This window comes from Parafrigoribacterium soli (assembly GCF_040227235.1).
GTDB lineage: Bacteria > Actinomycetota > Actinomycetes > Actinomycetales > Microbacteriaceae > Parafrigoribacterium_A > Parafrigoribacterium_A soli.
The window spans coordinates 216,331-239,781 of sequence record NZ_JBELNZ010000004.1 but is presented as its reverse complement, the minus strand read 5'-3'; the positions used below and the strand labels follow the sequence as shown (position 1 = coordinate 239,781).

Genomic DNA, 23,451 nt, shown 5'->3' with positions numbered 1-23,451 from the left:
GTCTCGCCCGTCGACAAGCTCAGGGAACGAGTGTTCGGTCGCTGAGCCCGTCGAAGCGCACAACCACAAGGAGCATCACCATGGCCGTTGAACAATTCGACGTCGTCGACCTCATCCACACCAAGCGGGATCACGGCACGCTGTCGACGGAGCAGATCAACTGGCTCGTCGATGCCTATACGCGCGGCTATGTGGCGGACGAGCAGATGGCCGCCATGGCGATGGCGATCTACCTCAACGGCATGGAGCGCGAGGAGATCCGGGATCTCACCCTCGCCATGATCGCGAGCGGCGAGACCATGAACTTCGGCTCGCTATCGAAGAAGACCACAGACAAGCACTCCACCGGCGGTGTCGGGGACAAGATCACGCTGCCGCTCGCCCCGCTCGTCGCCTCTTTCGGTGTTGCCGTTCCGCAGCTCTCCGGCCGCGGACTCGGCCACACCGGCGGAACCCTCGACAAGCTCGAGAGCATCCCGGGCTGGCGTGCGGCGATCAGCAATGAGGAATTTCTCGCCCAGCTCGAGGAGGTCGGCGCGGTGATCTGCGCAGCCGGTTCGGGGCTCGCTCCGGCCGACGGCAAGCTGTATGCGCTGCGCGACATTACGGGCACAGTCGAGTCGATCCCGCTCATCGCGTCGTCGATCATGAGCAAGAAGATTGCGGAAGGGACATCCGCCCTCGTGCTCGACGTGAAGTTCGGCTCGGGCGCGTTCCTCAAAGACATCGAGCAGTCGCGCAAGCTCGCCGAGACCATGGTGGCCCTCGGGCAGGATGCCGGGGTGTCGACGCGCGCACTGCTGACTGACATGAACGTGCCGCTCGGTCTCACGATCGGCAACGCACTCGAGGTGCGCGAGTCCGTCGAGGTGCTCGCGGGCGGTGGTCCCGCCGACGTCGTTGAGCTGACCGTCGAGCTCGCGCGGGAGATGCTCGCGCTCGCGGGCAAACCCGATGTGGACGTTGCCGCCGCGCTCGCCGACGGCAGCGCCATGGACGTCTGGAACCGCATGATCTCGGCTCAGGGCGGTGACTCGTCTGCGGCGCTGCCCGTGGCGAGGGAGACCCTCGTCGTGAAGGCCGATCGGGATGGCGTGCTCGCCACCCAGGAGGCGCTGCCCTTCGGCATCGCGGCCTGGCGACTCGGCGCGGGCCGCGCACGCAAGCAGGACCCGGTGCAGGCCGCCGCGGGTGTCGAGCTCTACGCAAAGCCGGGCGACCCCGTCTCCGCGGGCCAGCCGCTGTTCAGGCTGCACACGGATGAGCCCGACCGCTTCGAGCGCGCGCTCGAAGCACTCGACGGCGCGTGGTCCATTGCCGACACTGCTCCCGAGCGCGGGCCTCTCATCGCCGACCGCATCGGCTAAATATTCGCTCGTCGACGAGCGGTCAGACTTCAGGGTCGCCGATGCGGCGCAGCGCGTCGACGATGAGACCCCAGAACTTGGCGTGGTCGAGGTCGGTCGCTGCATGAGTCGTGCAGTCCGCGGGCGCCGGCGCTCGGAAGTCGGCCACGGTCATGCCGAGCGTGAGCGTGCCGGTGAGCTCGACATCCAGCGGCACTTTCACGACGTTCATCACGCTCGGGTCGATCACGAGCGCGACAGCGCAGGGGTCGTGCACGGGCGGGTAGTCGAAGCCCTGCGCCTCCTTGTAGCTCTCGCCGAAGAACTCCAGCAGCTCGAGCACGAACCGCGCGGGTGCCGTGTCGACCTCGCCGATCGCGGCCACGACATCCGGTGTTGCGAGCGCCTGATGGGTGAGATCGAGCCCCACCATGGTGAGCTTCCACGGCTCGTTGAAGACGATGTGGGCCGCCTCCGGGTCGATCACGATGTTGAATTCGGCCGCGGCGCTCCAGTTGCCCGCGTGGTAACCGCCGCCCATGAGCACCACCTCCTTCACCCTGGATGCGATGCGCGGCTCCTTGCGCACCGCCAGCGCGATGTTGGTGAGGGCCCCGGTCGGCACGAGGGTGATGGACCCTGGCTCCGACGCCATGATCGTGTCGATGATGAGGTCGACCGCGTGACGGCCGTCGAGGGTCGTGGTCGGTTCCGGCAGAACCGGGCCATCCATTCCCGAGTCGCCGTGGATGGATTCGGCCACCTCGGCGACGCGCACGAGAGGGCGGTGCGCGCCCGCCGCGAAGGGAACGCCGGTGATGCCCGCGATGCGAGCAACGGCGAGCGCGTTGCGTGTGACCTTCTCGATCGTCTGGTTGCCGTGCACCGTCGTCACGGCGACGAGTTCGACCTCGGGATTGCCGTGCGCGAGCAGGAGCGCGATCGCATCGTCGTGTCCTGGATCACAGTCCAGAATTATCTTGCTCGACATCCCTGTCCGCCCTTCGCTTTCCCGAATGCCAAGGTTAGCCGAGGGCGCCAGCGGGTAGATTTGTCGTATGAATCCTGTGTCCACGGACTACCTGCTGCCCGGCGGCGGCGCGAGCATCACCGCGCTGCCCAAGGTCTCGCTTCATGACCACCTCGACGGTGGGCTGCGCCCGCAGACCATCATCGAGCTGGCAGAGAGCCACGACCTCGAATTGCCCGAGACGGAAGCCGTGGCGCTCGGCGAGTGGTTCGCCGAGAAGAGCGATTCCGGTTCGCTCGTGGAGTACCTGAAGACCTTCGACATCACCACCGGTGTGATGCAGACCCAGGAGGGGCTCGCCAGGGTGGCGCGCGAATTCGTGCAGGATCTCGCTGACGACGGCGTGATCTACGGCGAGATTCGCTGGGCTCCCGAGCAGCACCTCACGCGCGGGCTGACGCTCGACGAGACCGTGGAGGCCGTGCAGGAAGGCCTGGATGCCGGAGTCGACGATGTGCAGAACAGCGGTCGACGCATCCGGGTCGGTCAGTTGGTCAGCGCCATGCGGCACAACACCCGCGGACTCGAGATCGCCGAGCTCGCCGTGCGCCACCGGGGCAACGGAGTCGTCGGCTTCGACATCGCCGGCGCCGAGGCGGGCTTCCCCGCCGGTAACCTGCGCGACGCCTTCGACTACCTCGCGCGGCACTTCCTTCCCGCGACGGTGCACGCGGGCGAGGCGGACGGGCTGGACAGCATCCGCGGTGCCCTGTTCGACGGTCGCGCACTGCGTCTCGGTCACGGGGTGCGGCTCGCGGAGGGCGTCACGATCGAACGCGAAGACGACGAGAACAGCTACGTGACGCTCGGGCCGGTCGCCCAGTGGGTGAAGGACCGCGAGATCGCGCTCGAGCTCGCACCGCAGTCGAACCTCCAGACCGGTGCGATCGCGCAGTGGGGAGACGAGCTCATCGATCACCCCTTCGACCTGCTCTACCAGCTCGGCTTCCGCGTCACGGTGAACACCGACAACCGGCTCATGAGCAACACCTCCCTGAGCAAGGAGCTCGCGCTGCTGAGCGAGACCTTCGGCTACGACCTGGGCGACCTCGAGGTGTTCCAGCTCAACGCCGCCGCGGCGAGTTTCCTGCCGCTCGAAGACCGCGAGGAACTCGCCGACTACATCAGCGCCGCGTTCGCGGAGGCCTGAGGATGCCGCTTCCGCCGCTCCCGGCATCGTCGATAGTGCTCGGTGCAGAGGCTGCCGACTGGCGCGCGGCGGTGCGACTCGCGGGAGACGCGCTCGCGGCATCCGGTGCGGCCGAGCCGGCCTACGCGGACGAGATGATCCGGATGATCGAGGAGCACGGACCATACGTCGTGATCGCGCCCGGGCTCGCTCTGGCGCACGCTCGGCCCGGTCCCGAGGTGCTGGCCGACGGCCTCGCGGTCGTGACCCTGTCCACTCCGGTCGCCTTCGGGCATCCGCACAATGACCCCGTGAGCGTCGTGCTCGGGCTTGCGATCACGCACGCGGATGCGCACCTCGCCTCCGTGGCGGAACTTGCCAACGTCTTCAACGATTCGAGTGCCATTCCGGCGCTCGCGGCCGCGACGAGCGCCGCCGAAGTCCAGCGCATCTTGGGAGTGACCGCGTGAAGATCGTGACCATCTGTGGCGCCGGCATCGGCAGCTCGGGAATCCTCAAGGTCAACGCCGAGCGCGTGCTCGCGCGGCTCGGCATCGAGGCGGACGTGGTGGCAGCCGACGTGTCGTCCGTGTCGTCTGTCGCGGCGGATGCGCAGGTGATCCTCACCTCAGCCGAGTTCGTAGATGCCATCGGCAAGACCTTCGCCGAGGTGATCGTGGTGGAGAACTTCTTCGACACCGCCGAGCTCAGCCGCCGCCTGGAGGAGGCGCTGGGCTAGTCCGCGGCGGCGTTACGCCAGCAGTTCGCGCATCGCGGCGTCGAGTTCGGCCACGGTTCGCTCCGCGGCGGCCCGGCGCTCGTGCCCGGTGCCGACCTCGCTCGACGCGTCGATGTACACCTTGAGCTTCGGCTCGGTGCCGCTCGGCCGCAGGATCACGCGGGAACCGTCGATGAGCCAGATGCGCAGGATGTCGCCGGCGGGGAATCTCTCGAAGCCGTCGATGAAGTCGTCGATGTGGTCGACCCGCACGGTTCCGATCGCGGCGGGAAGGTTCTGCCGCAGCCGGTTCATCGTGCTGGAGATCTGGCTCAGGTTCTCCACCCGGATCGAAATCTGCGACGACGCATACGCACCGAACTTCTCCGCGAACTCGATCTCGTGGTCGAGGAGGGTCTTGCCCGCGGCCTTCAGCTCGGTCATGAGCGCCAGGAATTCCACGGCGGCAGAGATGCCATCCTTGTCCCTGACCTTCTCCGGGTCGACGAGGTAGCCGAGCGCCTCCTCGAAACCGAAGGCGAGACGTGGCGCGCGCGACACCCACTTGAAGCCGGTGAGCGTATCGACATAGTCGAGGCGGTAGTGCTCGGCGACGCGCTTCAGTGCGGGTGAGCTGACGATCGACGCCGCAAGCGTTCCCTCACGACCGGAGCGAGCGAGCCGCGCCGCGATGCGCCAGCCGAGCAGGTAGCCGACCTCGTTGCCGCTGAGACGTCGCCAGCTGGCCACCGCGTGCGCCGGGCCATCGGGAATGGCGACGGCGAGCCGGTCCGCATCCGGGTCATTGGCGATCACGAACTCCGCACCCGTCTCCGCGGCGCGGGCGAAGGCGAGGTCCATGGCGCCGGGCTCCTCGGGGTTGGGGAATGCGACCGTGGGGAACGTCGCATCCGGTTCTATTTGTTCCCTGACCACCAGCGCCTTGCCGAAGCCCGCGGCCTCGAACACTCGTTGGGCCGTCTCCCAGCCGACGCCGTGCATCGCCGTGTAGACGAAGCGCAATCCGCCGGCACCGGATGTCGCGAGCGCGGCCGTGTAGCGCACGTACTCGTCGACGACTTCCTCATCCGCGATCTCGTACTCGCCCTTCGGCAATTGCAACACGTTTCGCTCGGCGGCGACCCGGAGGATGTGCGCCGCGATCTCCGCGTCCGCCGGCGGCACGATCTGAGACCCCTCGTCGGCCTCGCCGAGGTAGACCTTGTATCCGTTGTCCTGCGGTGGATTGTGGCTCGCGGTCACCATGACGCCGGCGGTCGTGTCGAGGTGGCGCACGGCGAAAGCGAGTATCGGCGTTGGCAGCAGGCGTGGCAGCAGGATGGCGCGCACGCCCGCGCCCGCCATCAGCTCGGCCGTGTCCTCGGCGAAGACACGCGAATTCTTGCGACCGTCGTATCCGATGACGATCGAGGGCTGTTCGTCGCCGGCCTTCTCGAGCAGGTAGGCGGCGAGACCCGCGGCGGCCTGCGAGACGAGCACGCGGTTCATGCGGTTGGGGCCGGCCTCGATTCGGCCTCGGAGGCCAGCGGTGCCGAACTCCAGGCGGTCGTCGAAGCGCTCGTGGAGGCTCGCGGTGGCGGCGTCATCACCCGCCGTCGCGCCCTCGATCAGGGACTGCAATTCGGCGCGGGTCTCCGCGTCGGGGTCTTGCGCGAGCCAGGCCTCCGCCTGCTGGATCACGCCGTCGGTCACAGCGTCGCTCACAGCACGGCCACGATTCGAGCGAGAAGGGCGCTGATGACGGGCTCGGCGGCCTTGCCCGCGTCAATGACCTCGGCGTGGCTGAGGGGCGTCTTTTGGATGCCCGCCGCGAGGTTCGTGATGAGCGACAGCCCCAGGATCTCCATGCCCGCCTGCCGCGCCGCGATCGCCTCGAGCGCGGTCGACATCCCGACGATGTGCCCCCCGATCGTCTTCGCCATCTGCACCTCTGCCGGAGTCTCGTAGTGCGGACCGCGGTTCTGCACGTACACGCCCTCGTCGAGGCCCGGTTCGATGCTCCGCGCGATCGCGCGGAGTCTCGCGCTGTAGAGATCGGTGAGGTCGATGAAGGTGGCGCCCTCGAGTGGCGAATCGCCGGTGAGGTTGATGTGGTCGCTGATCAGCACGGGCGTGCCGGGTTTCCAGCTCTCGCGGATGCCCCCGGCCCCGTTGGTGAGGATCATGGTCGTCGCGCCCGTGGCGGCCGCCGTTCGCACCGAGTGCACGACGCGTCGCACGCCGTGGTTCTCGTAGTAGTGCGTGCGTGCACCGATCACGAGCGCGCGCTTGCCGCTCGGCAGCAGGATGGAACGCAGCGATCCGACGTGCCCCTCAAGGGCGGGCTTGCTGAAGCCGGAGATCTCGGTCGCCGGGATCGTCGCGATGGTCTCGCCGATCAGGTCGGCGGCCTTCGCCCAGCCGCTGCCCAGAGTGAGGGCGATGTCGTGGCGTTCGACGCCGGTCTTCTCGGCGATCTGCGCCGCCGCATCCCGAGCGATCTGGAAGGGGTCCACCGAGAGATCGTCGAGCGGATTGAGTGCGTTTGTGGGCATCAGACCACTCTATTGGCCGGGGAGGCCGCAGCCCAGACCGTGCCCCTTGTCCGGGCCGCGCGCCCTACTTGTCCGGCTGCTCCGGTGCGCCGCCGGAGGCCGTGTCCTCCTCCGTCTCCGGGTCGTCGTGAGACGGCCGATCGTGCGAGGTCACATCGGCGGCCTCCTGCCGCGCACGGTCCTTCTCCTGCTCCATCGAGCGCTTGTCGTCATCCATCAGCTTCTCCTCTCCTTAGTCGCCGGCCGCTACGGGCTCGGTGTTCCACCGTTCACATTGAGCGTCTCGCCGAGCACGTAACTCGACTCGGGGGAGGCGAGGAACACGTATGCCGGGGCGAGCTCGGCCGGCTGCCCGGGCCTCGCGAGCGGCGTCGACTTCCCGAATTCGGGCAGGGCCTCCGTCGGTTGCCCCTCGGAGACCTGCAGCACCGTCCACACCGGCCCGGGTGCGACGGCGTTCACGCGGATGCCGCGCGGCGCGAGCTGCTGCGCCAGTCCCTTGGTGAAGGTGTTGATCGCGCCCTTCGTCGTGGCGTAGTCGATGAGACCCGCCGACGGTTTGTAGGCCTGAATCGACGTGGTGTTGATGATCGAGGAGCCCGCGGGGAGGTGCGGCAGCGCGGCCTTCGTGAGCCAAAACATCCCGAAGACGTTCGTCTTGAGCGTGGCTTCGAACTGCTCGTCGCTGAGGTCTTCGAGCTTCTCGCAGTAGATCTGGCGACCGGCGTTGTTGACGAGGATGTCGAGGCCGCCGAGCCCGTCCACCGCGCCCTGTGCGAGCTCGCGACAGTATGCCGGGTCGCTCAGGTCGCCGGGGAGCGCGACGGCCTTGCGCCCCGCATCCTCGATCAGGCCGACGATGCGCTGCGCATCCGGCTCCTCAGAGGGCAGGTAGGAGAGTGCGACATCTGCGCCCTCGCGAGCGAAGGCGATCGCGACCGCCGCGCCGATCCCGGAATCCGCACCCGTCACGAGAGCCTTGCGGCCCTCGAGCCGACCGCTGCCGCGGTACGTGTTCTCGCCGAGATCGGGTGTCGGGGTCATGTCGCGCTCGAGCCCCGGCTCCTCCTGGTGCTGCTCGGGCGGGTCGATCGACGGGTATCGCGTCACCGGGTTGTCGAAGGTGTACTGGTCCGTCGTCACGATGCCACTGCCTCGCTGACCGCCGTCGGCCCGTCGTACTCGCGGTCGGGAATGGCGCCGAGGGCGCTGAGCACTCCGTCATCGGCACCGGCGTCTCTCGCCGCGCTGACGATGTCATCCTTGCTCGCCGGATAGTCGATTCCGCCGAGGAACTTCTGCACCTGAATGGGGTTTGGGCTGTCGCTCATCATCTCGCCTTCCGTGTGATGTACCCCCTTATGGGGGCCAGATGCCGCCACGCTAACACCGTGACCTGTGCGTCGGTCAGCCCCTTGCGGCATCCGGTTTTCTGACCTATACCTCGCCTGCCCAGGTGCGTTCACGACCACTCGAAACGGCGTCGGCTCGGTGCGCGGCGCCCCCGTCGTGCGTGCGGGCGCGCCGCGCTGCGAGAATGGACCCATGGCTTATGAATTCGAGCGAAAACAGCGCATCGCGGTCCTCGGCGGGGGGCCGGGCGGTTACGAGGCCGCGCTCGCCGGCGCCCAGCTCGGCGCCGACGTCACCATCGTCGAGCGGCTCGGTGTCGGCGGTTCGGCCGTGCTGACGGATGTCGTGCCCTCGAAGACCCTCATCGCCACCGCCGAGGCCGCCAACGCGATCGGCGAGGCGACCGACCTGGGGGTGCAGTTCTTTACGCGCGGGGAGTCCGGCCGGCCCGTGCGCCCGGAGGTCACCGTGAACCTCGCCGCAGTGAACCAGCGGCTGCTCCGGCTCGCCAGGCAGCAGTCGGAAGACATGAAATCGCAGCTGATCAAGTCGGGCGTCAAGGTCGTGCAGGGCGACGGCCGCCTCGATGGGCCCACCAGAATCATTGTCTCGACCGGTCGAGGCAAGAGTGCCACCGACTTCGACGAGATCAACGCTGACACCATCGTGGTCTCGGTCGGTGCGAGCCCGCGCATCCTCAAGACTGCGAAGCCGGACGGTGAGCGCATCCTCACCTGGACCCAGCTCTACACGCTCGCCACCATTCCCGAGCACCTCATCGTCGTCGGATCGGGCGTCACAGGAGCCGAGTTCGCCTCCGCGTATACCGCGCTCGGCTCGAAGGTCACGCTGATCTCCAGCCGCGACCAGGTGCTGCCCGGTGAAGACGCGGATGCCGCGAGGGTGATCGAAGACGTCTTCAAGCGCAACGGCATGAACGTTCTGTCCAAGTCAAGGGCGGAGTCGATCGAGCGCACCGCCGATGGCGTCATCGCCACGCTCAGCGACGGTCGCACGGTCGAGGGCAGCCACTGCCTCATGGCCGTGGGGTCCATTCCGAACACCGCGGGCATCGGCCTCGAGGATGCGGGGGTGCAGCTGACAGAGTCCGGCCACATCCGCGTGAACCGGGTCGCCCGCACGTCGATGCCGTCGATCTACGCGGCCGGCGACTGCTCGGACTTCCTGCCTCTGGCATCCGTCGCCTCGATGCAGGGGCGCACCGCCGTGTTCCATGCCATGGGCGACGCGGTGAACCCGACAGAGCTGCGCAACGTCACCTCGAACATCTTCACGCAGCCCGAGATCGCCACGGTCGGCTGGTCGCAGAAGCAGATCGAGGATGGCATCGCGCAGGGCGATATCTACAAACTGCCGCTCGCCTCCAACCCGCGCGCCAAGATGATGGGCATCAAGGATGGCTTCGTGAAGCTGTTCGCGCGCACGGGCTCAGGCACCGTCATCGGCGGCGTGATCGTCGCACCTCGGGCCTCTGAGCTCATCCTGCCGATCGCGATCGCCGTGGAGCACCGCCTCACGGTCGACGAGGTCGCCCGCGCCTTCACGGTCTACCCCTCCCTCTCCGACAGCATCACCGCCGCCGCCCGCGCCCTGCACATAGTCCACTGACCCGCTAGATTCGCGCGAGGGCGGCCGTTTGTCGCGACGGCGGTCGTTCAGCAGCAGCCCTCGCGACACATGACAGCCCTCGAGCGGGCGGCGCGGCGCGCTAGACGATATTGAGCAGCAGGTGCCCGGATGAGACGGTCGCCCCGACCGAGGCGTTGACGCCCGTGATCGTCCCGTCCTTGTGTGCCGTGATCGGCTGCTCCATCTTCATCGCCTCGAGCACCAGGATCAGGTCACCCTTCACCACGGTGTCGCCCTCGGCAACCGCGAGCTTCACGACGGTCGCCTGCATGGGGGCCTTCACCGAGTCCCCGGTCGCCGTGCTGACCGCGGTGCCGGCGTCGCGGCGGCGCGGCGGGACGACCGACGCGGTGGCGGCAGGCCCGGCGGAGAGCCGTGCGGGCAGCGAGACCTCGATGCGCTTGCCGTCGACCTCGACGACCACGCTCTGGCGGGCCGGCGCGGCAGCGGGAGCTTCGAGCGAGCCACTCCACGGTTCGATGTCGTTCACGAACTCGGTCTCGATCCAGCGCGTGTAGATCGAGAAGGGCTCGCTCGTGAACGCCGGGTCGCGCACGATCTTGCGGTGGAACGGCAGCACTGTGGGCAGGCCGGCCACCTCGAATTCGTCGAGGGCGCGGCGCGCTCGTTCCAGGGCATCCTGGCGCGAAGAGCCGGTGACGATGAGCTTGGCGAGCAGCGAATCGAACGCGCCGCTGATGACGTCGCCGGTCGTGACGCCACTGTCGACGCGCACGCCGGGTCCGCCCGGCATCCGCAGCACGTGCACCGGACCGGGGGAAGGCAGGAAGTTCAGGCCCGGGTCTTCGCCGTTGATACGGAATTCGAAGGAGTGCCCGGTCGGCTCCGGGTCGTCGTAGTCGAGGATGCCGCCCTCGGCGATGCGGAACTGCTCGCGCACGAGGTCGATGCCGGTGACCTCCTCGGACACCGGATGTTCCACCTGCAGTCGCGTGTTCACCTCGAGGAACGAGATGGTGCCGTCCTTCGCGACGAGGAACTCGCAGGTGCCCGCGCCCTCGTAGCCGACCTCGCGCAGGATCGCCTTCGAGGAGGAGTACAGGAGCGCGGTCTGCTCTTCGGTGAGGAACGGCGCCGGAGCCTCCTCCACGAGCTTCTGGTGTCGGCGCTGCAGCGAGCAGTCGCGGGTGGAGATGATGACGACGTTGCCGTGCGCATCCGCGAGGCACTGCGTCTCGACGTGCCGCGGCTCGTCGAGGTACTTCTCCACGAAACACTCACCGCGACCGAAGGCGGCGACCGCCTCGCGCGTCGCGGAGTCGAACAGTTCGGGGATCTCCTCGCGGGTGCGGGCCACCTTGAGCCCGCGACCGCCACCGCCGAACGCGGCCTTGATCGCGACGGGAAGCCCGTGGGTGTCGACGAAGTCGAGCACCTCGGATGCGCCGGAGACGGGATTCAGGGTTCCGGGTGCCAGCGGCGCGCCCACCTTCTCGGCGATGTGTCGTGCGGAAACCTTGTCGCCGAGCTTCTCGATCGCGTCGGGCGATGGGCCGATCCAGAGGATGCCTGCGTCGATGACGGCGCGGGCGAATTCTGCGTTCTCGGCGAGGAACCCGTAGCCCGGGTGGATCGCATTCGCCCCGGAGCGCCTGGCGATGGAGAGGATCTTGTCGATGACGAGGTAGGTGTCTGCGCTGGTCGAGCCGTCGAGCGCGTAGGCCTCGTCGGCGAGCTTGACGTGCCGCGCATCCCTGTCCTGGTCGGCATAGATCGCGACGGAGGGTATGCCGCTGTCCTTCGCTGCCCGGATGACTCGTACGGCGATTTCGCCGCGATTGGCGATCAGGACCTTCGTGATACTGGGCATAATTCCTTAGCTTATTGGTCGGTGGTCACGGGTCTTTGGCACAGACCTCCAAAAAAGACGGGCGAATCTCTCGCAGGCCCTACAAGTGGCCCTCGACCGTGCGGGTGTCCGTCTCGGATGCCGCACCGCGGTTCCAGAGGCTCGGCCAGCTCACCTCGAACCCCAGCAGCAGTTGCCTGAGCATAGCGAGCGAGAGTCCGACGATCGCGTGAGCGTCGCCCTCGATGGAGGAGATGAACGGCGCACCGAGGCTGTCGATGGTGAATGCGCCGGCGACCTTGAGTGGCTCGCCGGTGGCGACGTACGCGTCGATCTCCTCGTCGGAGATGTTGTCGGCGAAGGTGACGGCGGAGCTCGAGACCGCGCCGCGTGCGTCGCCAAGCACGCCGCCTCGGTGATCGATGAGCCAGTGGCCGCTGTGCAGATGGCCGGTGCGGCCGCGCTGCAGCAGCCAGCGCTCCCTCGCGACCTCCGGCAGGTGCGGCTTGCCATAGGTCACGCCGTCGAGCTCGAACGCAGAGTCCCCGCCGAGAACGAAGCCATCGATGGGCTGCCCGTCGACCAACCGACCCGTCACGGCCTCTGCCTTCAGACGCGCGAGCAACTGCACCATCTGCGCGGTCGTGAGCGGGCCGGCGGCGGCGACCGCAGCATCCTCGTCGACCTCGGAGGGGAGGACAACAGGCTCGATGCCGGCCGCGCGCAGCGTCGCGAGCCTGGCCGGTGAGGTCGAGGCGAGATACAGTCGCACGGCACCTCCTGTGGGAGTCTTGGGGGATGGCTGAAAATCAGGGCACGGAGATCGAGCTGGAGGTTACCAAGGTAGCCCACGGCGGCATCGCGGTCGCGCGGTACGAGGGCCGGGTCGTGTTCGTGAGCGACGCGATTCCGGGTGAGACCGTGCGTGCGAGGGTCAGTGATGACTCCAGGCCATCGTTCTGGCGAGCCGAGACGACGGAGGTGCTCGAGCCCTCGGAGTTTCGGCAGCCACACATCTGGGCGGCCGCTTCTGTCGAACGCGCTCCGAAGAATCGCGCGGGCGGCGCGGAGTTCGGCCACATCGTGCCAGATCACCAGCGTGAGTTGAAGCGGCAGGTGTTGACCGAGGCGCTGCAGCGTATGGCGGGCATCGACTCCGACGTCACCGTCGAGGCACTGCCCGGCGCCGAAGATGGCACCGGATGGCGCACCCGCGTGCGCCTGCATGTAGCAGAAGACGGCACGCCCGGCCCCTATTCCGCGCGCTCGCATCGTGTGGTGCCCGTGCAGGAGCTGCCGCTGGCCACGCCGGAACTCGCGGCGATCGCGCCGCTCACCGAGACCTTTCCCGGCGAATCCGTCATCGACGTCATCGCGCCGTCGAGCGGCAACCCCTGGGTGCTCACGGGCGAGACGCCCCAGTCTGCACGGCAGCAGCGCGGTCGAGGCAAAGGTGCGCGACAGAAGAAGGCCGCGGCACCGAAGCCGCAGACGATTGTCGAGACCGTCGGTGATCGCGAGTTCCGGCTCGACGTTCGCGGCTTCTGGCAGGTGCATCGCGCCGCCCCCCAGACGCTCACCCGCGCCGTGCAGGAGGCCGTCGACGAGTCACTCTTCGACCCGCACGCGGCGAACCTCGACCTCTATGGCGGCGTCGGACTGCTTGCCGCTGCACTCGGCGACCGCTTCGGGCAGGCCCTGCGCATCACGACCGTCGAGAGCGACTCCCGCGCGACGGAGCACGCCGCGGAGAACCTGGCCGAGTGGGTCGGTGCGGTGTCGGTGACCGCGCGAGTGGAGAGGTACCTGCAGCAGCTGCGCGCATCCGCGGGGCCTGCCGAGAGCGGGCGCCTCAAGCAGGCGACGGTGATTCTCGACCCGCCGCGCTCCGGCGCGGGCAAGGCGGTCGTCGATGAACTCGTCCAACTGGCGCCCGCCCAGCTGATCTACGTCGCGTGCGACCCGGTCGCTCTCGCGCGGGATGTCGCGCTGTTCAGCGCGCGGGGCTATGAACTCGTGCGCTTGCGCGCTTTCGACCTATTCCCGAACACGCACCACGTCGAGGCCGTCGCGACCCTGCGGCGCTAGGAGCAGGATCACGGCGCGAGAGCACGTATCGCTGCTTGCCGCCGACGGTGGCGTTCTTATTGCCCACCCTGATCTGCAGTGCGTTCGACAGCCTCGTTGAGAACAGGGCGGATGCTCCGCTCGGGCTGGTCACCGAGACGTTGCTATAGCGATACACGCGCTCGGTGCCGTCGGCATTCGCGAAGCGCGAAGCGAGGAATCGGTTACGCGAACTCGAGCACCCGCACAATGCCAACAGGGAGACCGCCGTCGCGAGCAGGACCTTGGCGACGCGGGAATTCATCTGCAGACTCTATCGGCGCGTGAGCGCTGCCGCCCGATACGATGGGGGCGGCAGCCGGTGGCTGCCGCGTTGGCGGGGGAGACAGGAACGGCGATGGTCGAAGAGAAGGTATCCGAAGGCGGCACAAGGGCCCCATCCGGCATTCGCGTCGCTGTCGTCGATGACCACGAGTCCGTTCGATTGGGCCTCAAGGCCGCCTGCCTCGAGGCCGGCTTCGACTTCGTCATGGCGGCGGCATCGGTGCGCGAGCTCGTGGATGGACTCGCCGGTCGCGAGTGCGACGTGGTCGTGCTCGACCTCTCGCTCGGCGATGGATCGACGGTCACTGACAACGTCAAGCGCGTGCAGGCCATGGGCTCGGCCGTCCTGATCCACAGCATTGCCGACCGCGTTGCTTCGGTGCGCGAGGCGCTCGCCGCGGGCGCTGCCGGCGTCATCCCCAAGGCCTCCGCGACCAAGACGGTCATGGCCGCTGTCGAGACGGTGGCCAGGGGAGATGTGCTCAACAACCTGGAGTGGGCGACCGCGATCGATGCCGACCGCGACTTCTCGAAGGCCCAGCTGGGGCGCCGCGAGCGCGAGATCCTGCATCTCTACGCCTCCGGTCTTCCACTCAAGCTTGCGGCAGAGCAACTCGGCATCGGCTACTCGACCGCCCGGGAATATCTCGATCGCATCCGGGTCAAGTACGTCGAGGTCGGCCGACCGGCGCCCACCAAGGTCGACCTCCTGCGCCGCGCGGTCGAAGACGGCATCCTTCCGGGTCTTGATCCGGATGGCGGAGATGGCCGCTAAGACTTACGAGGCCGCTGCGGCGACGGCGAAGCAGCCGCGCAGCCCCATCAGCAGGCGGCAGATCGAGACGGTCGTGTCGCGATCCGTGGGGATCGTCGGCCTCGTGTTCGGGGCGCAGACCTTTCCGATCACCCTCGGCCAGTTCGGCGGTCAGCGCCCCGGGTGGGGGCTCGCGATCGTGGTTGCGATCTATGGCGGCATCGTGCTGCTGCTCATCGCGGCATTCACCAAGCGGCTCGTGCGACCTGCCGGTGCGTTTCTCTGCTTTGCCTGGCTGATCGCCATGGCCACCTGGTCGCTCACCGTCTCACCCTCGCTCGTCGCCTCGAACGAGCGCCCGTGGTTGTGGTATCTCTGCACGATCGCCACGGGTGCCGCGGCCCTGTCGTTCAAACCGTGGCCCGCCACGGTGTATCTCATCGCCGCGCCGGTCGCCTACGGCCTCACCCGCACCGCGGAGGCGGGGGGAGCACGGGGTTGGGGGCCGGCCGCGCTCGACACGCTCTACGCCATCATTCTGGGCGGCGCGGTACTGATCCTCATCACCCTGCTTCGCCAGGCCGCGGCCTCGGTCGACTCCGCTCAGGCGACCGCGCTCGAACGGTATTCGCACGCCGTGCGCCAGCACGCCACCGAGGTGGAGCGCGTGCAGGTCGACTCGATCGTGCACGACAGCGTTCTGACCACGCTTCTCTCGGCCGCATCCGCCGACACTCCGGAGGCTCAGGAGCTGGCGACGCGCATGGCGAGGAACGCGATGGGCCACCTCAAGGCGGCCGCCGCCGCCTCTCCCGATGACGACGCCGTCGTCACGAACAGCCAGCTTTCGCACCGGATCATGGGGGCGACGGCGACGCTCTCGGCGCCATTCGAGCTTCGCACCACCGACATCGGGCAGGGCTCGATCCCTGTTCACGTGGCCGAGGCTCTGTATTCCGCGTCGGTGCAGGCGATGGTCAACAGCCTCCAGCACGCAGGTCAGGGCCCGGGAGTCTCGCGCTGGCTCAGCATCCGCGGTAAGGCCTACGGCGGCATCCAGGTCGATATCGGTGACACGGGATATGGATTCGACGCGTCCACGGTTCCGACCGAGCGCCTCGGCTTGCGGGTATCGATCCTCGAGCGCGTCGCGAGCGCCGGTGGCGCGGTCAAGATCGATTCCGCGGAGGGTCGCGGCACGGTCATCACGATCCAGTGGCCGGATCCTGCACACGACACCGTGGACCGCGACGAGTCCCCGATCGAGGAGCTGCTGCCGTGATCATTTCGGTTCCCCGATACCTCATCGTTGGCCTGGCCGCCGTGTTCTCGGCCTATCACGTGCTTCTCGGCGTCGTCTCGCTGGGTGTGCCACGGCACCCCGGACCCTACGTCGCAGCCCTTCTCTTGTACGCCCTGGCCACAATCGCGAGCCTGTGGCCTTCGAAGCGATCGCGGATGCCCGTCTGGGTGGCCTCGTTCAACGTCGCGGTGGCGGTCTCGGTGCCCTTGCTCGTCACGAGCCAGTTGTCGGGCCCGGTGGGCGACAACTACGCCGCGTGGTACGTGGCCGCTGTCGGAACGCTGATGGTGATCACCTCGACGAGGCGACGGCACGGCTTCGCCTGGCTCGGCGTCGGCGCGCTCGCAGTGCAGACCGTGGCGTGGGCCGGTTTCGGTGCGCTCACCGCTCTCGGCGTCGTCGGGAGCGTCTCGTGGGTAGCGATCTCGCATGTGTTGTCGCGATCGCTCGCCAAGGCGGGCAGAGACGCCAGGCAGTACGCGATGGCCGAGCGCGAGGCCGTGGAGTGGCGTGCGGCGCAGGAGGCGCACGTCTCCGAACGACAGTTCCGACTCGGCCAGACCAGCCGGATGGCCCTGCCCATGCTGCGACAGATCGTCGCGAGCGGCGGCCAGCTCACCGCGGGCCAGCGTCGCGAGTGCCTCTACCTCGAGGGAGCCATCCGTGATGAGATCCGCGGCCGCAAGCTGCTGAACGACCGCGTGCGCGAGCAGATCATGATCGCCAGGCGTAAGGGCACGATCGTCACGCTCCTCGACGAGGGCGGCCTCGACGACCTGCCGGATGACGAGCTCGAGCGGGTGCACAACCGCCTCGCCGTCGCCATCCGCGACACCGTGACAGGCAAGCTCATCGCGCGCACCGTTCCCGAGGGTTCAGACACGGCCGTGACGGTCGTCGGGCTGAGCTCACCCGACGACGGCCACTCGAGCGCTCTCGGCGAACACGCGGCCGAGGAAGGCGATGGCGACCGGGTGGACCTCTGGCTCGAGATTCCCCGGGTGGCCGCGGAGTAGCTCTCGCGCCCGGGAGGGCGAATTCGGCCTCAGCGCACCCCTCTGATGGGCAGGACGAGGAGCGCCGCCGCGATCACCGCGACGATGCCCGTTCCGAAGAGTGCCGGATAGCTCACGGCGCTCCCGATGAGGGCGGCCGCAATTGCGGGAGCGAGCACCTGGGCGAGATTGGTGGCGACGTTGAAGATGCCGAGATCCTTCGCCGCTGAACCGCCATCGTGCGGCAGTACTTCGGTGAACAGCGCGGCAGCGCTCGAGAGGAAGATGCCGAAGCCGAGTCCCTTGACGGCTGCGAACACGACCATGCCGCCGACCGTGGGCACCAGCAGCGGGGCCGTGAGCGCGATCACCAGGAACACGGATGCCGCCGCCACGAAGATCTTCCTCCGCCCGGCACGATCGCTCCACCAGCCCGCCACCACCACGGCGAGGAGCGTGGTGATGAAGGTCAGCACGGTGAGCAGACCGAGCAGTCGGTTAGCGTCGTCGAGCGGCATCCCGATGTAGTCGGTGAGCACGAACAGCTGGAAGCTGTAGACGAGGTTGTAGCCGAGGATGAACAGGAAGCGCGCGGCGAAGGCCCAGGTGAAATCCGGATGCTGCCGCGGATCGACCCAGAAGCCGCGCAGGAAGCCGCTCCACGAGAACGGTGGCACGCTCGCCTGCCGCGCGAGGGTGATCTCCGCGGGTTCTCGGCCGAAGACCGCGAAGACTGCCACGCCGACGATCACGGCGACTCCGAGCGCGGTGTAGGCGACGGGCAACTCGTCCGCTAACTCGGCGGCGCCCACCGTGCCGAGGGCCGCTCCAGCCATCATGCCGATGCCGATGATGGCGGATGCTGTGCCGCGCCTCGATCGCGGAATCCGGTCGGGCACGACGGCGGACACGGGGCCGTCCACGGCGTTCAGCGCGAACTGAATGACGACCCAGAACACGCAGACCCAGAGCACGCTGCCGATCCCGCCGAGCGCGAAGAGGAAGGCCGCCGCGACCACGGCGCCACCCGCCATCCACGGCAGGCGCCTGCCGAGCCTGCCACGAGTGCGATCGCTGAGCGCTCCGACGAGCGGCTGTGCGAACAGGGTGAAGCCGAAGGACACGGAGGTGACAATGGCGAGGCTATGTACTTTGTTCGCGGGGTCGATGTGAGCGATCTGGTTGGGAAGCAGCACCGCGATGATCGCCGCGAAGTTCGCCGAGAGCACGAGCGCAACGACCGACAGGGAGGGCAGCAGGGCACGCCCGCCGCTGGTCGTCCGACGAGGACGGGCGCGCGAGGGTGCGGTCGCGCGGTTAATCGCGGATCACCTGGCGCTCCGTGGCGACCAGCAGCGCTTCCTCTCGGGAACTCACCCCGAGCTTGCGGTAGATGCTGCGCAGTTGGCTCTTGATCGTATTCGTGGAGACGAAGAGTTGTTCAGCGATCTCCGCAACGTTTCCCGTGGTGATCAGATGCTCGAGGACCACCCGTTCGCGCTCTGTCAGGGAGGCGGTGGCGAGCGACGCGGGCAGGACATCCGGGATGTCGTCGAGCGTGTCGAGAATTCCGCCCGCGAGCGTGACTCCGTTGTCGTCCGCACTGCGCTTCAGAGCCTCGAGGTCTTCGTGCGGGATGAGCATGAGTGGAAAGCGCATGCGGTGGTCGCACAGCACCACCGCGGCGCGCCCGAGCGCCGACAGGGCGCGCTCGTCGTGTCCGCGGCGCAGTGCAGCAGCGGCCTGCACCAACAGAATCTGGGCGAGCGTGCGCGGCGACAGTTCCTGTTCCTTCGATGCCATCGCCGCAAGCAGTCGCGTCGCCTCCTCCGGCCTGTTGCCGACCAGCGCGATCCTGGCGAGCGCGAGCGCAGCTGCAGGCAGGGTCTTCGGCAGCTTCCTGACGGCGGCGTCGGCCTCGGCCGGACGGCCCGCGGCCAGCAGGAGGAGCGAGGTCGTTGCGTCGAGCTGCGCGCTCGTGAAGGAGTTCGGCCTTCGAGCGTGCTTGGATGGCTCGCTGCCCAGAAGGGCGAGACCTTCGGCGGCGCGGCCCCCGGTCAGGCAGATCATGGCATTCAGATGCAGGATCAGCGGCCAGTGCTCGATCGTGTCGAGGTGCGGCGCAAGCGCCTGGATGTGCCTCTCGGCCAGGTCGGTGTCGAACGCCTCGAGCGCAAGGAAGGACTCGGCCAGCTGATACATGGCGCCGTAGTATCCGTCGCGCCAGCCCTCAGGCCAGGTCTCGGTGCGGGCGGTCTCGATGAACTGCGCAGCGTCATCCATCTGCCCGCGCACCGCGCTCGCGCCGGCGGTGAGGGCCAGGCCGTGGTACCAGCCCCGTGGCGCCCTGCTCTTCGGGTAGGCGAGTGCCTCCCGAAACAGCTCAAGTGAACGGAGCACCTGCCCGTGGTAAAAGTAGGTCTGGCCGATCTGGTTGAGGAAGGTCGGCAGGGTGCGTGCGAGCGCGTCCTGCTCGTCGAAGCTCAGCTCTCGTCGCAGCTCGATCGCGCGATCTGCCGCCCGCACTGCGCCCTCGATGCGGCCGGTCAACCGCAGCGCGCTGCTCTCGAGGAGGAGCAGAAGCAGCCGCATCGTCTTCGGCTGAGACTTCGCCCGCACGCGGGTCGACAGCGCGACAATGCCGAACATCTCCATCGCGCGGATCTTATGCACCGCAGTGGCGTTGTAGGTGAGCCCGAGCATCATGGCGAGGATCGGATGCCGATGCAGCGCTCGCAGGGACAGCGAGCCGAGTTGGTCAATGATCGTGGCGCGCCGATGCGTCGCCGTCATGGCGTGCCAGTCCTGCATGACGATCGTCGAGGCGAGGTCGAGGTCTCCCGCGGCAAGCGCATGGGTCAGCGCCTCGAAGACGCGACCGTTCCGGTGCGCCCACTCGGCCGAGATGCGCTCGAGCCGCGCGATCTCGCCGGGAAAACGGCGACCGAGTTCGGCTCGCAGAATTGATCTGAAGACGGGCGAGAGCGAGAACACGAGCCCCTCGGCGCCGTCGGACCACATGCCGATTCCCGATCGCTCGCCCTTATCGAGCAGCGCCCCGGCGTCACGGCGACCGGTCAATTCCTCGGCCAGCTCTGCCGTGAGCACGTCAGGGACCGAGCAGCGCACGGCGAAGTCGATGTCCTCGGACGCCGCGGAGCGTGCAAGCACCGCCTCGATCAGCGACTCGGTACCCGGAGCGGTGAGCACGTCCTGAATCGAGACGACGCCGGCAGGCAGTTCGCCTCGCTGAATCGCGAGGATGATGCCTCTGACGAGGAGTGGGTTTCCTCCCGTGGCGGTGCGGAGTGCGCCGGCGAACTCGTGGCCGGACACCTCGAGCCCGCCCGCTTGGAGTGCGGCCATGGTGTCGTCAAAGTTCAGTTCCAGGTCCTCCGCCCCGACGATCACCGGCGAAAGCGACAGCCGAACGCCCGCCGACTCAAGGGGGCTCAGTGCCCTCGAGATCACGATGGCACGCAGCCGCGGGGTGCTGGCGAGCAGCTCGGCCAGGTCTTCGTAGAACTCGGGATCGGTGATCGGCTGCACGCCGTCCAGGATGAGCACGATCGGTTGCGGCACCTGCGCGAAGCCGCGGATGAGCAGGTCGCGTAGCCGCACGACCTCGTCGAGTGATTCCATCGATCGCTCGAGCACGCCGTCTGGAGGAAGCAGGTTCGCGTCGGCGAGCACCCGGAGCAGGGCAGCCCAGAGCGCTCGCGGGCTGGACATCTCCTCGCGCACGCTGAGCCAGACGCCGTCGGTCACGCACTGTGTGGCCCAGTCCGCGACGGCGACGGTCTTGCCTGCACCTGCCGGAGCGCGAACAACGACGAGCGCGCTATCAGTCTCGAACCGTGTTCGGATGCGGGATCTGGGCACGAAGGCCTGAGGAATGCGGGGTGTCCCGTAGATTCCCGTCACAGCGCGTGTCCCCTCCGAGCACGTGCCACTCTACCGGAGCGACACGTAAGGGTTCGGGCGTCGCGCTGCGACGAGTTCGGTTCCGCGGGAGCCCGACCCGTCGTCGGCGCAATCGCGGCGGAACGGCAGAAGGGCCGGAACGATTGTTCCGGCCCTTCGCAATTCCCCGGGTCAGGACGATAACCCGAATATCGTCCTGACCCGCCCCCAAGTCATTAGCCCGCTTACCCTAGTCGGCTAATGACCGGTGGTGTAACTCAAAGAGAGACACCTAGCACTAGTTATTCTGCAACGTCGTAACCCCCGTGCAAAGTCGTCTCTTTGGGGGACTAATGGGGGACAATTTGATGGAACGCCCCCCAAACCCCAGCAGAAAGTGCCGATTTTCCGGGCTTTAGGCTCCGAAATCAGGGGTACATTTTGCGAAATCCGGGCAAAGTTGCCGTGGCGAGCACGTTCCGCGGACGGATTCCGCTGCCATTGCTTCGGATTTCGTTGTCTCGTACCCCGAAATATCGCGACTGCGTAGGTTTGACCCCCGTTTGGGGGCGGTATCGGTTGCTCAGCCGCTAAAGCTGCGCCACGTTCCGGCGCCGCGCGACAGGGGAACGCGAATGGGCCGCTGGACGCGCTGCCAGGCGCTGCGTCTCGGCTCCGCCGTCTCGGCTCCCGAGCTGCGCGCATCCTCGATCGCGGCGGAGAGCACAGCGGTGACCGCCGCGAGCTCCGTCGGGGTGGGCGCACCCGCGACAACCATGAAGTCGGTGCTCGCCGAGTGAGCTCCGGATGCGGACGCGGTCACAGTGGAATGTTCCCGTGCTTCTTCGGGGGCAGCGCCGCACGCTTGGTCCTGAAGGCTCGCAGCCCCTTGATCACCGTGACCCTGGTGGCCGCCGGTTCGATCACGCCGTCGAGCTCGCCACGCTCCGCCGCCAGGAACGGGCTTGCGACGTTGTAGGTGTACTCGTTGGCGAGCTTCGTGCGCACGGCAGCGACATCCTCGCCGTTCACCTCGGCCGCCTTGATTTCGCTGCGGTACAGGATCTGCACGGCGCCCTGGCCGCCCATCACGGCAATCTCAGCGGTCGGCCACGCGTAGTTGAGGTCCGCGCCGAGTTGCTTGGAGCCCATCACGATGTATGCGCCGCCGTAGGCCTTGCGCACGATGACTGTCACGAGCGGCACGGTTGCCTCGGCATAGGCGTAGAGCAGCTTCGCGCCACGGCGGATGACGCCGGTCCACTCCTGGTCGGTGCCCGGGAGGTATCCGGGGGTGTCGACGAGGGTGATGATCGGAATCGAGAAGGAGTCGCAAAATCGCACGAACCGCGCCGCCTTCTCTCCGGCGTCGATGTTGAGCGTGCCCGCCATCGTCGAGGGCTGGTTCGCGACGATGCCGACGGACCGACCTTCGACGCGACCGAATCCGATGACGATGTTGGGGGCGAACAGCGGCTGCACTTCGAGGAAGTCCCCGCCGTCGACGATGTGCTCGATGACGGCGGTGACGTCGTACGGCTGGTTCGGGCTGTCGGGGATGAGCGTGTTGAGCCGGCGGTCCGCGTCGGTGATCTCGAGCTCAATGTCGTTCTCGTAGACGGGCAGCTCGGCCAGGTTGTTGTCCGGCAGAAAGCCGAGGAGCGTGCGCGCGTAGTCGAGCGCGTCATCCTCGTCGCTCGCCAGCCAGTGCGCGACCCCCGAGATCTTGTTGTGGGTGAGCGCGCCGCCGAGCTCTTCCATCCCTACGTCTTCACCCGTAACGGTCTTGATCACGTCGGGGCCGGTGACGAACATCTGGCTCGTCTTGTCGACCATGATCACGAAGTCGGTGAGCGCGGGGGAGTAGACCGCGCCGCCCGCGGCCGGACCCATGATGATCGAGATCTGCGGGATGACACCGGATGCCGCCGTGTTGCGGCGGAAGATCTCGCCGTACTTGCCGAGAGCGACGACGCCCTCCTGAATGCGTGCGCCGCCCGAGTCGAGGATGCCGATGATGGGCACGCCGGTCTTGAGCGCGAGGTCCATGACCTTGATGATCTTCTCGCCGGCGACCTCACCGAGCGAGCCGCCGAAGATCGTGAAGTCCTGGCTGTACACCGCCACCTGGCGCCCGTGGATGGTTCCGGTACCCGTGACGACGGCGTCACCATATGGCCGCTTCTTCTCCATGCCGAAGGCGTGGGTGCGGTGACGCACGAACTCGTCGAGCTCGACGAAGGAGCCGTGATCGAGCAGTTGCTCGATGCGCTCGCGGGCGGTCTTCTTGCCCTTGGAGTGCTGCTTCTCAATGGCGGCCTCGCCGCTCGCGGTCACCGCCTCGTGGTAGCGCTTCTTGAGGTCGGCGAGCTTGCCCGCTGTCGTGAAAATGTCTTGCCCGGCGTTCTCGTCTGCAGTCACGGCCTTCACTTTACCTGCGTGCCGCATCCGTGGGCCTGTAAGGAACCTCTGCCGTGTGCCGCGCTCGCTTGTCGGTATGGAACAACCCGTACG

21 protein-coding genes are annotated in these 23,451 nt (G+C 67.7%); 9 read left to right on the top strand and 12 right to left on the bottom strand.

Annotation, left to right across the window (positions count from 1 at the left end; translation table 11 throughout):
* Positions 1–80: 80 nt before the first annotated feature.
* Positions 81–1,367: a thymidine phosphorylase gene (locus ABUA37_RS12445; RefSeq protein ID WP_349899526.1), complete on the top strand. Its 1,287-nt coding sequence runs from the start codon at positions 81–83 to the stop codon at positions 1,365–1,367.
* Positions 1,368–1,389: 22 nt separating this feature from the next.
* Here the strand turns inward: ABUA37_RS12445 and uriH are convergent, their stop codons facing one another.
* Complete coding sequence (uriH, locus tag ABUA37_RS12440) at positions 1,390–2,337, bottom strand: uridine-preferring nucleoside hydrolase UriH (protein ID WP_349899525.1); 948 nt, start codon at positions 2,335–2,337, stop codon at positions 1,390–1,392.
* 67 nt (positions 2,338–2,404) lie between these two features.
* On the opposite strand from uriH, the gene ABUA37_RS12435 reads away from it, so the two are divergent.
* From ABUA37_RS12435 to ABUA37_RS12425, 3 genes are read left to right on the top strand one after another with little or no spacing between them, the layout of a single operon-like run.
* A complete protein-coding gene (locus ABUA37_RS12435; RefSeq protein WP_349899524.1) occupies positions 2,405–3,526 on the top strand; it encodes an adenosine deaminase in 1,122 nt (373 codons plus the stop codon).
* Positions 3,527–3,528: 2 nt separating this feature from the next.
* Positions 3,529–3,975, top strand: coding sequence for a PTS sugar transporter subunit IIA (locus ABUA37_RS12430; RefSeq protein ID WP_349899523.1), 447 nt, complete (start codon positions 3,529–3,531; stop codon positions 3,973–3,975).
* Positions 3,972–4,244, top strand: coding sequence for a PTS sugar transporter subunit IIB (locus tag ABUA37_RS12425; RefSeq protein ID WP_349899522.1), 273 nt, complete (start codon positions 3,972–3,974; stop codon positions 4,242–4,244). Before ABUA37_RS12430 ends, ABUA37_RS12425 begins: the two co-directional genes overlap by 4 nt.
* Positions 4,245–4,256: 12 nt before the next feature.
* Here ABUA37_RS12425 and ABUA37_RS12420 read toward each other — a convergent pair whose 3' ends face one another.
* The 5 genes from ABUA37_RS12420 to ABUA37_RS12400 all read right to left on the bottom strand — a co-directional run bounded on the left by ABUA37_RS12420 (position 4,257) and on the right by ABUA37_RS12400 (position 8,109).
* The gene (locus ABUA37_RS12420) at positions 4,257–5,948 is read right to left on the bottom strand and encodes a phospho-sugar mutase (RefSeq protein ID WP_349899521.1); all 1,692 of its coding nucleotides are present in this window, start codon (positions 5,946–5,948) and stop codon (positions 4,257–4,259) included.
* Positions 5,945–6,778 carry a purine-nucleoside phosphorylase gene (locus tag ABUA37_RS12415; protein WP_349899520.1) on the bottom strand — a complete coding sequence of 278 codons (834 nt, stop codon included), beginning with the start codon at positions 6,776–6,778 and terminating at the stop codon, positions 5,945–5,947. The genes ABUA37_RS12420 and ABUA37_RS12415 overlap by 4 nt, the downstream gene beginning before the upstream one ends.
* Positions 6,779–6,842: 64 nt before the next feature.
* Complete coding sequence (locus ABUA37_RS12410) at positions 6,843–6,995, bottom strand: hypothetical protein (RefSeq protein ID WP_349899519.1); 153 nt, start codon at positions 6,993–6,995, stop codon at positions 6,843–6,845.
* 29 nt (positions 6,996–7,024) lie between these two features.
* Positions 7,025–7,921: an SDR family oxidoreductase gene (locus tag ABUA37_RS12405; RefSeq protein ID WP_349899518.1), complete on the bottom strand. Its 897-nt coding sequence runs from the start codon at positions 7,919–7,921 to the stop codon at positions 7,025–7,027.
* Entirely contained in the window at positions 7,918–8,109 is a 192-nt protein-coding gene (locus ABUA37_RS12400) for a DUF2795 domain-containing protein (protein ID WP_349899517.1), read from the bottom strand. The genes ABUA37_RS12405 and ABUA37_RS12400 overlap by 4 nt, the downstream gene beginning before the upstream one ends.
* A 214-nt stretch (positions 8,110–8,323) precedes the next feature.
* Here ABUA37_RS12400 and ABUA37_RS12395 point away from each other — a divergent pair, with 214 nt between their 5' ends.
* Positions 8,324–9,760, top strand: coding sequence for an NAD(P)H-quinone dehydrogenase (locus ABUA37_RS12395; RefSeq protein WP_349899516.1), 1,437 nt, complete (start codon positions 8,324–8,326; stop codon positions 9,758–9,760).
* Between the two features lie 100 nt (positions 9,761–9,860).
* Here ABUA37_RS12395 and ABUA37_RS12390 read toward each other — a convergent pair whose 3' ends face one another.
* The gene (locus ABUA37_RS12390; protein WP_349899515.1) at positions 9,861–11,612 is read right to left on the bottom strand and encodes an acetyl/propionyl/methylcrotonyl-CoA carboxylase subunit alpha; all 1,752 of its coding nucleotides are present in this window, start codon (positions 11,610–11,612) and stop codon (positions 9,861–9,863) included.
* A 79-nt stretch (positions 11,613–11,691) separates the two neighbouring features.
* Positions 11,692–12,363, bottom strand: a complete 672-nt coding sequence (locus ABUA37_RS12385) for a Maf family protein (RefSeq protein WP_349899514.1) — start codon at positions 12,361–12,363, stop codon at positions 11,692–11,694.
* A 26-nt stretch (positions 12,364–12,389) separates the two neighbouring features.
* Between ABUA37_RS12385 and ABUA37_RS12380 the strand changes: the two genes are divergently transcribed.
* The 4 genes from ABUA37_RS12380 (at position 12,390) to ABUA37_RS12365 (ending at position 17,055) form a co-directional block, all read left to right on the top strand.
* Positions 12,390–13,679, top strand: coding sequence for a class I SAM-dependent RNA methyltransferase (locus ABUA37_RS12380; protein ID WP_349899513.1), 1,290 nt, complete (start codon positions 12,390–12,392; stop codon positions 13,677–13,679).
* A gap of 376 nt (positions 13,680–14,055) precedes the next feature.
* The gene (locus ABUA37_RS12375) at positions 14,056–14,757 is read left to right on the top strand and encodes a response regulator transcription factor (protein WP_349899512.1); all 702 of its coding nucleotides are present in this window, start codon (positions 14,056–14,058) and stop codon (positions 14,755–14,757) included.
* Complete coding sequence (locus ABUA37_RS12370) at positions 14,747–16,018, top strand: sensor histidine kinase (RefSeq protein ID WP_349899511.1); 1,272 nt, start codon at positions 14,747–14,749, stop codon at positions 16,016–16,018. The genes ABUA37_RS12375 and ABUA37_RS12370 overlap by 11 nt, the downstream gene beginning before the upstream one ends.
* Positions 16,015–17,055 (top strand): hypothetical protein, encoded by a 1,041-nt coding sequence (locus ABUA37_RS12365; RefSeq protein ID WP_349899510.1) that lies wholly within the window; start codon positions 16,015–16,017, stop codon positions 17,053–17,055. Before ABUA37_RS12370 ends, ABUA37_RS12365 begins: the two co-directional genes overlap by 4 nt.
* 29 nt (positions 17,056–17,084) lie before the next feature.
* Here the strand turns inward: ABUA37_RS12365 and ABUA37_RS12360 are convergent, their stop codons facing one another.
* The 4 genes from ABUA37_RS12360 to ABUA37_RS12345 all read right to left on the bottom strand — a co-directional run bounded on the left by ABUA37_RS12360 (position 17,085) and on the right by ABUA37_RS12345 (position 23,385).
* Entirely contained in the window at positions 17,085–18,263 is a 1,179-nt protein-coding gene (locus tag ABUA37_RS12360; protein ID WP_349899509.1) for an MFS transporter, read from the bottom strand.
* A gap of 88 nt (positions 18,264–18,351) precedes the next feature.
* Entirely contained in the window at positions 18,352–20,916 is a 2,565-nt protein-coding gene (locus ABUA37_RS12355; protein ID WP_349899508.1) for a helix-turn-helix transcriptional regulator, read from the bottom strand.
* A 604-nt stretch (positions 20,917–21,520) separates the two neighbouring features.
* On the bottom strand, positions 21,521–21,760 hold the full coding sequence (locus tag ABUA37_RS12350; protein WP_349899507.1) for an acyl-CoA carboxylase subunit epsilon: 240 nt from the start codon (positions 21,758–21,760) through the stop codon (positions 21,521–21,523).
* On the bottom strand, positions 21,757–23,385 hold the full coding sequence (locus ABUA37_RS12345; protein ID WP_349899506.1) for an acyl-CoA carboxylase subunit beta: 1,629 nt from the start codon (positions 23,383–23,385) through the stop codon (positions 21,757–21,759). Before ABUA37_RS12345 ends, ABUA37_RS12350 begins: the two co-directional genes overlap by 4 nt.
* Positions 23,386–23,451: the final 66 nt, after the last annotated feature.